Origin of the sequence: Dactylosporangium sp. NPDC000244 (assembly GCF_040300725.1) — a bacterium.
In the GTDB taxonomy this organism is placed as follows: Bacteria; Actinomycetota; Actinomycetes; order Mycobacteriales; family Micromonosporaceae; genus Dactylosporangium.
In genome coordinates this window covers 218116-232227 of the sequence record NZ_JBEPEH010000003.1, presented here as the reverse complement: position 1 = coordinate 232227, position 14112 = coordinate 218116, and the positions used below count along the sequence as shown (strand labels likewise).

Sequence of the window (14112 nt, the reverse complement as noted above, 5' to 3'; positions counted from 1 at the left end):
GATAGAGGACTGCCGACAAAAGTTTCGCATCGCGGACGCGAACTTCTGTTAAGAATGTCAAAAGTTTTCATGTTCCCAGGTGAAAGCCTAGGCCAGCGGCCCCGGGCCTGCGTATTGTCCGTTTCATCAGGTCGCGCCAAAGCACCCAGGGCCATCTGCGGCCTGGTCACCTAATGCACGAACGCTGTTGGCCGGATTGCGAAATGAATAAAGCAGATCGCCAGGTCGCAGATCGACGAGAATGCCTGAGCGAGCGTTTACCGGCCCTGCCGGAGCCAGGCGATGAAGGCGCGGACCTCCGGCCCGGCGCCGTGCCAGAGGTTGCGGCTGCGCGGGGCGTTCACGAGCCGCTGGGCGGTCGCGTCGTCGCCGCGGCGGACGGCGTCCTCGATGGCGTGCAGGTGGCGCAGTTCGGCCCGCATGCCGGGCAGCGCCCGCGTGGCGAGCTCACGGGACAGCGCCGCCTGCAGCGGTACCACATCGTCGCCCTCCACCACGGCCCAGATCTCGTGGCCGATGCCCTCGAAGCCGGGCAGGACGCCGAGCGCGTGCTCCCACAGGTTCGCGTGCGCCTCGGCCGGGGCGTCGGGGCGCTCGAGGGCCGCGAAGCGGATCCAGTTCGCGGTGGCGGCGCGCAGCCGGACCGTGAAGTCGTAGCGGCCGGGCGGGTTGCGCATCGGCTCGAACGCGACCGACAGAAGCTCGACCGCCTCCGCGCGCACGAACACCACGTGGGTCGCCGCCGCATACGAGGGATGCGGCCGGACCTCCTCGAAGCCGGCGGCGGTGAGCGTGGTCGCGATGCCGTCGACGATCTGCCGGAATTTCATCGTGTACTTCCTGGAGCGCCGTTTTTCGATCATGGTGCCCCACCAGCGCGTACCCCATGACGTGATCTTGCTCATCGTGGCGCTTGGAACGGCGTTCCAGCCATGTCAAGATGGGCGCATGGGGGCCCTGTCACGGGAGCGCATCGTCGCCACCGCCGTCGCGCTGCTCGACGCCGACGGCGAGGCCGGCCTGAACTTCCGGGCCCTGGGCGCGCGGCTGCGGACCGGGCCCGGCGCGATCTACTGGCACGTGGCGAACAAGAGCGACCTGCTCGTCGCCGCCACCGACGCCGTGCTCGCCGACGCCCTCGCGGCCGACACCACCGGCCACCCGCCGCGGGAGGCGATCCGCACGCTCGCGCTGGGCGTGTTCGACGCGGTCGACGCGCACCCGTGGATCGGCACCCAGCTGGCCCGGCTCGCGTCCCAGGCGACGACCCTGCGGGTGTTCGAGCGCATCGGGCAGCAGGTGCGGGCGCTCGGGGTACCGGACGCGGCGCAGTTCGACGCGGCGTCGGCGCTGCTGAACTACATCCTCGGGGTCGCGGGGCAGAACGCGGCCAACGCCCGCTCGCAGCCCCCGGGCACCAGCCGGGCCGAGGTGATCGGCACCGTGGCGGCGCGCTGGGCAGACCTGGATCCGGCCGAGTACCCGTTCGCCCGCGCCGTCGCCGAGCAGCTGCGCGCGCACGACGACCGTGCCCAGTTCCTCGCCGGCGTCGACCTCATCCTGGCCGGCATCGCGACGCTCCGGCCGCCCTCGTGAACCCGCCGCGCTGACCACGGTCTCGAAGTTGTGGGTCCAGCGGGGCTGAGCCCGCTAACGGCAGGACTGCGCCGCCGCGGCGCGGCCACCGCGTTGCGCGCAGCCCGGGAAGTGGAGGCTGGGTCGCAGCGTTTCGCGCCGGTACCCTCGCGGGGTGACCTCCAACGACGATCCCGCCGACGGGCATGCCCGATTCCGCCAGCTCAGCGCCGCCGTGCGGGAGAGCGGGCCCGGTGACGACTCGGCGCTGCTCGCAGCTCTGCTCACCGAGCCGGACCGGCTCATGGCGGAGTCGGTGTTGATGTCTCTTGTGGATACTCGGGCCGAGGGGCTGAGCTCGGCGGCGGCGTTCGCCGCGTGGGCGGAGCCGGTGGTGGACGCGGTGGGCGCCGATGGGTTCGTCGCGCGGCGCGTGCAGGAATGGGCCCTGTTCAAGGCGCTGCAGTCCGGCGAGCCGGTGGATCGCGAGGCGTTGACGGCCGCGTCCAACTGGCTCCAGCGCAAACTGGTCGAGGAGGCCGACTCAGCCACGGTTCTGGCGGTGCTGGGCGAAGCCGGCCGCACGAAGCGGGTCCGCAACCTGGCGAAGACCCGCGCCGGGCGCCTGCGATCCGCGGCCCGGTGACCGGCAGGCTCCGCCGCACCCGGCTCAGTTCGAACCGCGCCGGTACGTACAACCGCCGGCCGCGCTGGATGCGCGGCCGGCGGCGTCGTGTGACCGAGGTGCGGGTCAGCAGCTGAGGTTGCCGCCCGCGGGGACACCGAGGATGCCGACGAACTGGTTGTAGAGGTTCACGCGGCTCTGCACCTGCGCGGGGTTCCCGCCGTTGCACTCGATGCTGTTGATGGCCCGGATCGTGGTGCCGAAGCCCTGGCCGTTCACCATCGCGTTGTGCGACGTGGTGCCCGCGTTGCCGGTGCCGGTCATCCAGTACCACAGGCCGGTCTGCCACGAGATCGACGAGTTCGTGGCGACCAGGTTGGGGTTGTTGAGCAGGTCGACGCCGAGCGCGTCGCCGGCCGCCTTGTAGTTGAAGTTCCAGCTCAGCTGGATCGGGCCGCGGCCGTGGTAGGCGGACTGGCCGGCCGGGCAGCCGTAGGGCTGGCTGGTGTCGCAGTAGTGCGGCCAGTTGGCGGTGTTGATCTCGTCGATGTAGACCAGCCCACCGGTCTCGTGGCTGACGTTGGCCAGGAACGCGGCGGCCTCCTGGCGCTTGACGGTGTCGCTGCCGGTCGTGGCGAACGCCGGGTACTTCTTCATGGCGTCGACCAGCCCCGCGTACGTGTAGAACCCGTTGCGGCTCGGGAACATCTGGTTGAACTGGGCCTCGCTCACCACGAAGCCGGTCGTGGTGCCGCCGCCGCCTCCGCCGCCACCGCCGTCGCAGCCGTAGGGCGACCAGAACCAGGTGCTGATCGTCGGGTCGTAGCCGGGGTTCTCGTGCGTCGCCTGGTAGTACAGGCCGTTGGTGTACCGCACGATCGCGCCGACCGCGTAGTACTGCCCGGCGACCCAGTTCGGGTAGTTGCACGTGGTCGTGCCGCCGCCACCGCCGCCGGTGCTGCCGCCGCAGCTGCCGTTGTCGGCCCAGACGCCGGACCCGCCGGTGCTCGGGGTCTCGTACTGCGTCCACCACTTGGCGGTCCAGTTGTGGCCGTTGTACGAGGCCTGCTGGCCGCCGGTGTACACCTGGCTGGAGACGTAGGCGGGCACGCAGGCGACGGCCGCGTCGGCGGAGACCGTCGGCAGGATCGCCGCCGCGGCGCCGGCGATCGCCAGGCCCGCCGTGGCGACGAGCGCGAGGAGACGTTTTCTGGGCATGGGGGAGCTACCTTCCCGTAGGGCGCGGGCGATAGATGCATGGACGGGTGTCCATACCCCATTAGTAAACAAGACTTAGCCTTTTGTAAATACTCTTATCTGATTACTATGCGCTACCACACTGAAGAACGGTGGGCATGAACGTTGATCCCGGCGCCGCCGGGCGGCGGCTGGGCCGTCGAATGGCCGGTGACCGCGCCACCGCGCTACGCCCCATCGGCACACGTCGAGGGTGAGCCACGCGACCCGGGGTGCCGTGCTGCGCCAGGTGCACGGCGTGCCCGACGAGATCGACCGGCTCGCCGTCGGCCGCCGCCTCGACGACCTGCGCACGCTGCTGCAGGAGCTGGAACGGGACCGTCGCGTCGACCCGCGGGCCCGGGGGTTGACGAGCCGTGCCAGCATGGCCCGGGTGCGAACCGAAGACGAGCTGATGACCATCGCCCGCGAGCACCTGCCCGCCGGCGTCGCCGAGGGGTGGCTGGCCCTGCGGCTCCCCGCCGTGCAGCTCGTGCCGGTACCGGCCGGTGACGTGCTCACACCGGTCGTCGGGCAGCTCGGCGGGGAGCCGGATCTGCCGGACGACGTGCCGTGGCCGGTCGCCGGCGACGGCCGGCCGCTCTACCACGTCGCGACCGTCGACTGCGGTGCGCTGCCCGCGGTGGGCGCCGGGCTGCCCGACGGTGGGCGCTTGGTGTTCTTCGTCGACGAGGCGCTGTTCGAGGACGACGTCGACCCGGACGAGCCGCCCCCGCCCGGCGCGGCTCGCCTCGCGCACGTGCCGGCCGGGCAGGCGGTGCGGCGCCGCGCCACCCCGGCGCGCGGCAACGCCTACGACCGGACCCGCCTGGGCGCGCGTCCGTGCGTCACGGTCCCGGCCGGCGACGATCCGGCCGTGTCGCAGGCGCTCGGCAACGCGGTGACCGACCCCGGGCATCCGCTACGAGCCCTGCGCCTCGCCGCAGCGCTCGCCGGCCAGGAGCCCGACCATCGCCTCGGCGGCCACCCGCGGTCGCTGCGCCACTCCGTGGAGTTCGACGCCGCGGCCGCCGCGCTCGGCGGTGCCACGAACCGGCGCGACCCGGCGGTGCGGGAGGAGGCGCTGCGGTGGCGCCTGCTGGCCCAGTTCGACCGCAGTGACCCGGACATCGCCTGGCACGGTGACGACGCGGTACTGCTGCACTGGCTCATCCGCGCCGACGACCTCGCCGCCGGCCGGCTCGACCGCGTGTTCTTCACCCTGAGCCGCCCGTACGGCAACGCCGAATAGCGAGCGGTCGTCGCGGACCCCGCACTCTTCAAGCTGGTGGCTCGGCGCCCGCCAGGAGCTCCAGGAGCAGCACCTGGCCAGGGTTCAGCTGGGGCAGCGGCACACCGGCCCCAGTGAGCAATCCGCCAGAGACCGCCGCGCTCATGCCGGGTGCCGGGAACCAGGCCGGGTCGGCCACCTGGTGGCGGCTGGCTGGGCCGATCTCGGTACGGGTGCGCAGCGCATAGTCCACATCGCAGCGCAGGCCGGGGAAGCGTACGCGCGGTGTGTGCGCGGTCGCGCTTGTCCCGATCCGCATCCACGCGAACAGCGCGTGGCGGCCGTCCTCGCTCACCACCCCCTCCAGTACGGCCCCGTCGTCGAGGTCGTCGGCATGGACCGTGACGCCTCCGTGCAGCAACGGCCGCAGCTGCCGGTAGAGCGCAGCCCACGCCGTGAGCGTCGCACGCTCGCCGTCGGAGCAGGCGGTGAGGTCCCACTCGATGCCCGCGTGGGCGAACAGAGCGGTCGCGAGCCGTAGCGACAGGCTCGACTCCCGGTGGGTCGTGTGCGCCTGCGCCGGCCCCACGTGTGCGCCGACGACTTCCGGCGGAAGCAGCAGTCCGGTCCAGCGTTGAATCCACTGCCGCTCGATCGGATCGTTCGTGTCCGAGGTCCAGACCCGGTGCGCGTGGGCGAGGATTCCGAGGTCGGCCCGGCCGCCACCGCTGGCGCACGCCTCGATCTCCAGGCCTGGGTGGGTGCGGGTGAGAGCGTCCATGAGTTCGGAGGCGGCCAGGGTTTGCGCGCGTCCGCGCAGAGCGCCGCTCGCACGGTCCACCGCGCCGTGCACGTCGCGGTTGTGGTCCCACTTGAGGAAGTCGACCTGGTAGCGGGACACGATCTCATCGATCGACCGATAGAGGTACGACCATGCGTCGGGCTGGGCGATGTCGAGGACGAACTGGTGGCGCCAGGACAGCGGCATGGCATCGTCGAGGCCAAGAATCCATTCAGGATGGTCGCGGGCCAGGTCGGAGTCGAGGTTGACCATCTCGGGCTCGACCCACAGACCGAACTGCATGCCGAGTCCGTGCACGAGGTCGGCCAGTTCGGCCAGGCCGCGCGGCCACACCTCAGTGTCGACGGTCCAGTCACCCAGCCCGGCCGCGTCGCTGCGGCGCCCCCGAAACCAGCCGTCGTCGAGCACGAAGCGCTCGACGCCGATGGCGGCGGCGCGCTTGGCCAGGTCGGTGAGCCGGCCAAAGTCGTGGTCGAAGTACACCGCCTCCCAGGTGTTGAGCACGAGCGGGCGAGGACTCGACGGGTGGTTCGGCCGGGCCCGGGCATGCTGGTGGAACCGCCGCGAGATGCCGTCGAGCCCGCCGTCCGACCACGCGAACAGGACAGGCGGCCCGGTGTATTCCTCGCCGGGTGCCAGTCGCAGTTCGCCGGGTTCCAGCAATTCGGCCCCGCCGATCAGCGCTGTAAGGCTGCCGGCTCCCTCCGGCAGACGCTCGACGAGCTGCTCGGAGTTGCCGCTCCAGGCGACGTGGACCGCCCAGATCTCCCCGTCTCTGAACCCGAAATGGCGCGTGCCGATCACCGTCACGAACGCCGCGTCGTGCCCCGGCCGGCCGCGGCGTGATGCCCGCAGCCGGGTCCCGTCGGTCAGCGGCGAGCGCTGTGGGCGTCGTTCCCCGCTCCACCGCCCGGTGAAGTCCAGCAGCTCGGCCGCCCGGGCCGGGACCGGCAGCAAGATCCGGACGGCGCCGACGTCGACGGGCTCGCCCGCCGGGGCGAGGTTCGTGATGCGGGCGAGCGCGGTCAGCACGCCCGCCGGGTCGATCCTGTACTCGAGGCGGATACCCAGGCCGAGGGCATGATCACGCAGCGTGAAGACGGCGGATGTCCGGTCGGATTCCACCGCCACCAGCACGACCCGCGATGCCGGCACCCCGCCGCGGTGGCAGACGAGCGCTGGCGTGCCCGACCAGCCCTGGAACGTCGTCGGCGCGATCGACACCGATCGAGGCTGATCGAAGGAACTGTTGAGTACCGCGGGCGCGGCGGTCGCGACCACTTCCCCGGCTGTCGCGGCAGGAAGCTCTCCTCCCCAGTACACGACGGCGGGGAGGCGGTTGGACTCGAGAGCGAAGACGACGCTGACGCCCCCGTTGCACAGGTGGACGTGTCCGTGATGGTCAGTCGGCACGGGTTTGCTCTCCTGAGGCTCGGGCATCATTGCGGTCTACTCCGGACGAACCGCTCGACGGCCGATCCGATGGCGACGCCCTTCGCACCGGCATCGAGGAATGCCTGGGCGTTGTCGAGGTTCATCCCGCCCGTGGCGACGAAGTGCGCGTCCGGGAAGGGACCGCGCAGCTGGGAGATCCAGGAGCTGCCGAGGCTGGCGGCGGGGAATGCCTTCAGCCAGGTCAGGCCGAGCTTCATCGCCTCGTTGACCTCGGTGGCGGTGCCAACGCCGGGCAGTGCGGGGATTCCCGACTCGGCCGCGTGGGCGACGAGCGTCCGGTCCAGCCCGGGGCTGACGATGAATCGGGCACCGGCGCGCCGGACGGCGTCGAGCTGGTCGACGGTCAGCACGGTGCCGGCGCCGACGTGCCGGCCGAGGCGGTCCGCCTCGCGGGCCAGGGCGCTCAGGACCTCCAGATCGCCCGGGCGCTGGACGGGCACCTCCACAAGGTCGATGCCGCCCGCCCATGCCTGACGGGCCAGGTCGAGGGTGCGTTGCGGGCCGAGGCCGCGCAGGATCGCCATGAACGGCGTGGCGCGGAAGCCGCGCGCGAACCACGAGTTGTCGATGCCCATGTCACGCCGGTCCGAGCGTGGTGGCCGGCGGCACGAAGTCGGCGGTGGTCCGCAGAACGGCCGCCGCGAGGCGGTGCGCGGTCTGGATTCGCCCGCGGGGCGCGGTGCCCCGCAGTCGCTCGTGGAGGTACCCGGCGGCGAAGGAGTCGCCGGCGCCGACGGGCTCGGTCACCTCCACGGGGACGGCGGGCTCGAACACTTCGTCGGCGCCGACGAATGCCGTGGCACCGACGCCGCCGTCCTTGACGATCAGCTCGGCGGGCGCGTCGATGAGGGTGCGAACCTCGCGGGCCGTGGGACTCCCCCACAGCAGGCGTGCCTCGTCCAGGCCGACGAAGACGACGTCCGCCAGGTTGGCCAGTCGAAGCAACTCGCCGCTCGCGTCGCGATGCCGCCACAGCGCGGCGCGGTAGTTCACGTCGAAGGAGACGGTGTAGCCGCGCCCCGGGCCGGGGTCCATCAACGACAGCGTCATCGCCGCGCACGTGTCCGACAGCGCCGGAGTGATCCCGGTGATGTGCAACGTGTGGACGGCGGCACGCAGGTCGTCCGGCACCGTGGCGGGCGTCATCGCCGAGGCGGCCGATCCGGCCCGGTAGTAGTGGACGGCCGTCCCGCCGGGCGCCGGGTCCTTGAAGTACACGCCGGTCGGTCGTCCCGGGTCGGCGGTGACCCAGCTGGTGTCGACGCCGGCGGCGCGGAGCAGCGCTTCGATGCGCGTGCCGAACGGGTCGAGCCCGACGCGGGAGACCCACGCGACCGGGTGTCCGAGGTGGGCCAGGTAGAGCGCGACGGTGGACTCCGCGCCTGCGACATCCAGGGCGAGATGCCGCGCGTCGGCGAGGCTCTCGGGCGGAGTCGCGCTCAGTTGCGCCATCGTCTCGCCCACGCAGACCACGAGTGAAGAAAGAGAGGCCATTCAGGCCCTCCCGGTCAGGTGCGGCGCCGTGCCGGCCGGTCCGGCGCGATAGGCGGCGACGGCCTCGGAGACCCGCAGCGCCCGCCCGTGGATGCGCAGGGTTTCGACCTCGTCGCGGTCGCGGCCGTGCAGTACGACGTCGGCGCCGGTGGTGACGTCACGCAGGTCGGCGGAGAACCGGCCCCAGCCGTAGGGCCGTTCGTCGCCGCCGTCCTGCAACCGGCCGTCGGCCACGAACAGGATCAGTTTCGGGCCGCCGTCCACGATGACCGCGACGTGGGCGCGACGCCCGGCGGTGAGCGTGTCCTGTTCCGACACCCAGCCGCACTCCCGGCGGCCGTCGTTGAGGGTCAGCCGGAGCCGGCCCCGTTCGGCGAGGCTGAGCGCGAAGCCGACCCCGGCCGGATCACGCTGCTCGATCAGCATCCGGCCCGGGGACAGGTCGTTGACGGTGAGCCAGGCGTCGAGGGTGAATCCGGCGCGGCCGTCCTCGATGCGCCAGTTCCCGCGGCGCAGCTGGAACCGTGGCAGCGTCACGGGCCCCGGCACCGGCCCGCCGGCCCGGTGGTCCAGCAGCAGGCAGTCGTCCGGGACCCCGGAGCGGTGGTGCTGTGACCACAGGCCGTCCAGCAGGCCCGGGTCCAGGGCATGGACCCGGGCGACAGACTTCTGGGTCTCGGTGACCCAGAACCGGTCGCCGTCGTGCACCAGGTCGGGGTAGCTCATGCTGGTCTGCGGGTCGTCGGCGTAGACGGCGATCTCCGGCTCGGACCAGCGGATCACGCCGTCGACCTCGACGCCCCCGGACAGCCACGCGGGGTTGCGGTAGGTGCCGAACCAGGTGTTGCCGTTGTTGTGGAACCACAGCAGGTACCGGCCGTCGCCGCAGGCCCAGGCGAAGGTGGCGGCCCGCGGGTTCCTGATCGGCCGGCCGGTCGCGAAGGTGGCCGGCCGGGGCGTGGTCCAGTTGTGGCCGCCATCGCGGCTGTACGCCTCCGCGATCACGCCCACCTCGGTCCGGTAGGTGCAGTAGAGGCTGCCGTCGCTCAGCCCGATCACCTTGTGTTCCTCGGCGACATCGCCCTGTGGCGCCCGCAGGCCCACCGCGCCGTCGGGCAGCGTGGTCCAGGTGATCCGGGCCGGATCGGGCTCGGTGAGGATGTTGGTGCTGCACATGACGAAGCCCTCGCTGGTGCGCTGGAAGCCCAGGCGCTCCTCACGGAACCCGCCGACCTTCGACGCGCCGATGTAGACGGCGTCCCCGACGATCTCGGGCTTGCCCACCGACCACCAGAACAGGACCTGGCCCTGGTACGGGTTGGTCCGGTCGATGTCGAAGGTCCGCATCGGCACGGTGTAGCGGTCCGTGGACCAGGTCCGGCCGTTGTCGTCGGAATAGCGGAAGACCATGTCGCCGAGTGTGTCGACGCGGGGACTGGTTCCGGTGTTGGTGATGACCTCGCGCAGGTTTGCCGAGTTGTACGTGTAGAAGACGTAGATCCGGCCGGTGGGCAGGACCAGCGGCACCGCCCACGACGCTTCGGGGCCGGTAGGTGGCTCGACGTCGACCGGATCGCTCCACGTGCGCCCCTGGTCGGTGGACCGGCGCGACACGACGCGCTGGCTCGGGTCCCCTTCGTGGGTGGCGGAGCTGGTGACGACGCATACCCAGGCACCGTCCGCCGCGACGACCACGTATGGCTGGTCGCAGTACCCATCCGCCTGGATGACCGATCCCGCGGTCAACAGCCGGTCGTCCGCGCGTGCCTGCTGCGGGTCGTCCGGCAACTGTGGAGAAACGATGCTCACCATTCCGCGAGGCTCCCGTCTGTGTGCCGCCAGATGGCGCTGCGCCATCGGTGCGGATGTTCGGCGGCCCTGCGTACCTCGGCCTCGTCGATCTCGATGCCCAGGCCGGGACCGGTGGGCCGGTCGAGGTGACCGTCCCGGGCGCTGAACACCGAGCGGTCCGCGAGGTAGTCCAGCAGGTCCGAGCCGACGTTGTAGTGGATTCCCAGGCTCTGTTCCTGGATCAGGAAGTTGGGCGTGGCCACGTCGACCTGGATACAGGCCGCCAGGGCGATCGGGCCGAGCGGGCAGTGCGGCGCGAGGCTCACCCCGTACGCCTCGGCCATGGCCGCGATCCGGCGCACCTCGGAGATGCCGCCCGCGTGGGAGAGGTCCGGCTGGACGACGGCCACGCCGGCGCCCAGGATGTCACGGAAGTCCCAGCGGGAGTACAGCCGCTCCCCGGTGGCGATCGGGATGCTGGTGCCTGCCGCGATGCGCCCGATGTCGGCGGAGAGCTCAGGCACCACCGGCTCCTCCACGAACATCGGGCGCAGCGGCTCGAGCAACGGCAGGGCACGGCGGGCCATCGCGGGCGAGTACCGGCCGTGGAAGTCGACCGCGAGGTCCCGGTCGGGCCCGAGCACGTCGCGTACCGCGGTGACCCGCTCGACCAGCCGGTCCAGCTGGCGGGGCGTGTCGATCGCGGTCAGCTCCTCGGAGCCGTTCATTTTCACCGCGGTCAGACCGGCGGCGACCTGCCGCTCGGCGTCCTCGGCGAGCGCCGTGGGCCGGTCACCGCCGATCCATCCGTAGATGCGTACGCGGTCGCGGACCGGCCCGCCGAGCAGGTCGTAGACGGGTACGTTGTGGACCTTCCCGGCGATGTCCCACAGCGCTTGGTCGATGCCGGCGACGGCGCTGGAGAGCACCGGCCCGCCGCGGTAGAAGCCACCCTTGGTCAAGACCTGCCAGGTGTCCTCGATCCGCAGCGGGTCGCTGCCGATCAGGTAGTCGGACAGCTCCGCGACCGCCGTCTGCACGGTCTCGGCGCGGCCCTCGACGACGGGTTCGCCCCAGCCGGTGATGCCCTCATCGGTCGACACCGCGAGAAACAGCCATCGAGGCGGTACCCGGTATGTCGCTACCTTGACGATCTTCATTGGCGCGCGTTTCTCCTCGTGCGTTCGGCTCAGCCGATGATCAGGTTGGCGATCTTGGCCTGCTGGTCGGGGTAGATCAGCACTGGGCTGCCACCGACGCCGGTCAGGACGTTGCGGGCGATGGTGAGGGTGTTGATCTGCGAGAGCATCTTGCCGATGGGTGACTGGCCGCCGACCCAGACGCCCGAAAACGGCGAGTCGCTGATCGTGTTGTCGGCGATGGTGAAGAACCCTTCGCCGGTGCCGGCGGACTCCCGGATGCTGTGGATGGAGATCGCGCCGGGGGTCACGCACAGGGCGCCGGTGCACGCGGCGGAGATGTGGTTCTGGACGATGTCGGCGCTGTGCATCGGGAAGAGCGGCGACCGGCCCCACAGGTAGACGCCGGCCTGACAGGTGTTGCGGACCGTGTTGCCGCTGACGACGATGCCGGTGCCGCTGCTGAGCTGGATGCCGCCGCCCTCGATGACGCCGTCGACGGTGTTGGCGTCGACCCGGACGTACTGGGCGTCGCGGAAGACCGTGCCGGCGTAGCCGATCTGGATGCCGCCGTCCCGGTTGGCCACGGCCGTGCAGCCGGTGATCCGGACCTGCCGGCTCGCCTCGACGTCGATGCCGTACATGTTGGCGTTCTCGGTGCGTACGCCGCGCACCAGCACGCCCGTGGCGGTGTCGACGAGCAGGTTCGCGCCGCTGGCACCGTTGAGCCCGACGTCGGTCACCGAACAGTCCTTGACACCGCTGAGCTCGATCAGCGCCCGGTTGTGTCGCAGCTGCGGGCGCTGCGGCAGGGTGACGCGCAACCGCGACACCGAGCACCCGTGCCCGCCGATGAACCGGATGCCCTGGTGGTCGGCGCTCGACAGCACGATCTCGGTGTCGTCGCCGGTGCCGGCGATGTGGACGTTGTCACGCTCGGCGACGGCGAAGTGGTGCTCGATGCGGGTGTCGCGGAAGGTGGAGTGCCGCGGATCGGGGCACAGCAGGTACCGGCCCGCCGGCACGTGGATGACGCCGCCGCCCGGGGGAAGAGCGGCCAGGGCGGCCCGGAAGGCGGGTGTGTCATCGTGGCTCCCGTCGCCGCGGGCACCGAACCGGCGGACGTTCGCCACCGGCAACCCATGGGTGGACCGCTCGGCGGGCTCCCGCCACGCGGTCTCGCTCGGTTCGCTGCGCCGCTCCCCGTACGGATCCCGGTACGGGGTCTGCTGCGTGACCTGGAAGCCGGTCAGGTCGCCGTCGACCGTCCCGCCGTCGAGCTCGGGCAGCCGGGTGACCACGTTCCCGCTGCTCACCACGCCGCCGGCCGAACCGGCCACCGAGACGCTCGGCCCGTCGTTCTCCAGCACCGTGTTGTGCTCGATGGCCAGGCCGTCGACGACCGTCGCCGGGGAGAGCCTGACGCCGGCCCCACCGGCGCCGAGCAGTTCGTTGCCGGTGACGGTGACCCGCGAAGCGCTCACCGGCAGCCAGTTGTCGATGCCGATGGCGATGTCGTTGCTCTGCGATCCCCGGATCCGGTTGCCGGTGATGCCCAGGGTGGCGACCTTGTCGATGAACGCCACGGCCCCGTGGAACCCGCCGCCCGGGCGCAGGATGCGGTTGTCCGGCCGCATCTCCAAGGCGCTGCGGATCAGGTCGTTGCCGTGGACGACGGCGTCCATCAGCGTCGCCGGATTGGTGGTGGTGATGTCGCTGAAGACCGCGCACCCCATGGTCGTTTCGATCCAGTTGTACGCGATGGTCTGGCGGGCGCCGCCGAGGGTCATCCCCCGGCCGTAGCAGGCATTGATGATCGTGTTGTGGACGTAGCGCACGTCGGCGATCGCCGTGCTGTCCGGGTAGCGGGTGCTGTCGTGCCAGTTGGCGATGCCGTCGTCGCCGATGGACTCGGCCCAGTTGTACGCGGCGACGCAGTTGTTCGCGCCGCCGTAGTTGAACGCGTCGGAGCCGCTGTTGCGGATCACGTTGCCGACCATCCAGCAGTCCCGGGCGTTGGGCAGGATGATGCCGGGCTGGCAGTGGTCGACGGTGACCCGCAGGATCTGCACCGCCTGCGGTGCCCGGATGATCAGCGCGGTGGCGGTCGCGTTGTGCCGCAACAGGTTCAGCGGCGCCCATTGGAAGGCGAGGTCCCGCAGCGAGACGTCGACGGCCGTCTGGAACTGCCAGGCCTGGCCGCTGGGGTACGGCGGCGCCTCCTGACCGTTGCGGGTCATCACCGGGCGATGGAAGAGCAGGACGCTGGATTCGCCCTCACCGACGAAGTGGACGTTGCGGATGTCGTTCTGGAACCACCAGTTGTTGCCGGGAAGAGCCGGAGCCGGGAACAGGTAGCGACCGGGCGGGATGTACATGACCCCGCCGCCCTGGGCCCGCAGCGCCGCGAGGGCCGCGTTGAAGGCGGGAACGGCCGAGGTGACGCCGTCGCCGACCGCGCCGTGGTCGCTGATGTCGACGACCGGGAGGCTCTGGTAGTCGATGCGGGGCATCCCCTCCAGCCCCGGCCGGTCGTAGAAGGAGTCCGGCAGGTTGCTCACCGCGCCGGAAGGGGTGAGGTTGCCCGCCGCCGGCATGGGGCGGCCCGGCGGGAGACCGGCGAAGGCCGGGCGGCCGAGGGCGGTCAGGCCGGCGGCCGCGGCGGCGGCACCGAGCAGGGTACGTCGGGAGATGTCGCGGGGCATGGTGGTGAGTACCTCCGTTGCTGTGCGGTCAGCCGATCGAGAGGTGCGTGATCTTGGAT

At 71.4% G+C, this 14112-nt stretch carries 11 protein-coding genes; 3 read left to right on the top strand and 8 right to left on the bottom strand.

Going from position 1 to position 14112, the window contains the following annotated elements; all coding sequences use genetic code 11:
• Nucleotides 1–257: 257 nt before the first annotated feature.
• Nucleotides 258–830, bottom strand: coding sequence for a hypothetical protein (locus ABT369_RS05810; protein ID WP_350610533.1), 573 nt, complete (start codon nucleotides 828–830; stop codon nucleotides 258–260).
• A 118-nt stretch (nucleotides 831–948) separates the two neighbouring features.
• On the opposite strand from ABT369_RS05810, the gene ABT369_RS05805 reads away from it, so the two are divergent.
• Nucleotides 949–1596 carry a TetR/AcrR family transcriptional regulator gene (locus tag ABT369_RS05805; RefSeq protein ID WP_350610532.1) on the top strand — a complete coding sequence of 216 codons (648 nt, stop codon included), beginning with the start codon at nucleotides 949–951 and terminating at the stop codon, nucleotides 1594–1596.
• A gap of 154 nt (nucleotides 1597–1750) precedes the next feature.
• Nucleotides 1751–2221 (top strand): hypothetical protein, encoded by a 471-nt coding sequence (locus tag ABT369_RS05800; RefSeq protein WP_350610531.1) that lies wholly within the window; start codon nucleotides 1751–1753, stop codon nucleotides 2219–2221.
• Nucleotides 2222–2326: 105 nt separating this feature from the next.
• Here the strand turns inward: ABT369_RS05800 and ABT369_RS05795 are convergent, their stop codons facing one another.
• Nucleotides 2327–3418 (bottom strand): glycoside hydrolase family 19 protein, encoded by a 1092-nt coding sequence (locus ABT369_RS05795; protein ID WP_350610530.1) that lies wholly within the window; start codon nucleotides 3416–3418, stop codon nucleotides 2327–2329.
• Nucleotides 3419–3650: 232 nt separating this feature from the next.
• On the opposite strand from ABT369_RS05795, the gene ABT369_RS05790 reads away from it, so the two are divergent.
• Nucleotides 3651–4688, top strand: coding sequence for a DUF1963 domain-containing protein (locus ABT369_RS05790; protein ID WP_350610529.1), 1038 nt, complete (start codon nucleotides 3651–3653; stop codon nucleotides 4686–4688).
• Nucleotides 4689–4716: 28 nt separating this feature from the next.
• Here ABT369_RS05790 and ABT369_RS05785 read toward each other — a convergent pair whose 3' ends face one another.
• Genes ABT369_RS05785 through ABT369_RS05760 form a run of 6 tightly spaced genes read right to left on the bottom strand, consistent with a single transcriptional unit; the run spans nucleotide 4717 to nucleotide 14053 of the window.
• On the bottom strand, nucleotides 4717–6909 hold the full coding sequence (locus tag ABT369_RS05785) for an alpha-galactosidase (RefSeq protein ID WP_502891709.1): 2193 nt from the start codon (nucleotides 6907–6909) through the stop codon (nucleotides 4717–4719).
• Nucleotides 6909–7499: a bifunctional 4-hydroxy-2-oxoglutarate aldolase/2-dehydro-3-deoxy-phosphogluconate aldolase gene (locus ABT369_RS05780; RefSeq protein WP_350610527.1), complete on the bottom strand. Its 591-nt coding sequence runs from the start codon at nucleotides 7497–7499 to the stop codon at nucleotides 6909–6911. The genes ABT369_RS05785 and ABT369_RS05780 overlap by 1 nt, the downstream gene beginning before the upstream one ends.
• 1 nt (nucleotide 7500) lies before the next feature.
• Nucleotides 7501–8388 (bottom strand): sugar kinase, encoded by an 888-nt coding sequence (locus tag ABT369_RS05775; protein ID WP_350610526.1) that lies wholly within the window; start codon nucleotides 8386–8388, stop codon nucleotides 7501–7503.
• Nucleotides 8389–8418: 30 nt separating this feature from the next.
• A complete protein-coding gene (locus ABT369_RS05770; RefSeq protein WP_350610525.1) occupies nucleotides 8419–10230 on the bottom strand; it encodes an exo-alpha-sialidase in 1812 nt (603 codons plus the stop codon).
• Nucleotides 10224–11369 carry a galactonate dehydratase gene (gene dgoD, locus ABT369_RS05765; protein ID WP_350610524.1) on the bottom strand — a complete coding sequence of 382 codons (1146 nt, stop codon included), beginning with the start codon at nucleotides 11367–11369 and terminating at the stop codon, nucleotides 10224–10226. The genes ABT369_RS05770 and dgoD overlap by 7 nt, the downstream gene beginning before the upstream one ends.
• A gap of 29 nt (nucleotides 11370–11398) precedes the next feature.
• Nucleotides 11399–14053 carry a right-handed parallel beta-helix repeat-containing protein gene (locus ABT369_RS05760; protein ID WP_350610523.1) on the bottom strand — a complete coding sequence of 885 codons (2655 nt, stop codon included), beginning with the start codon at nucleotides 14051–14053 and terminating at the stop codon, nucleotides 11399–11401.
• Nucleotides 14054–14112: the final 59 nt, after the last annotated feature.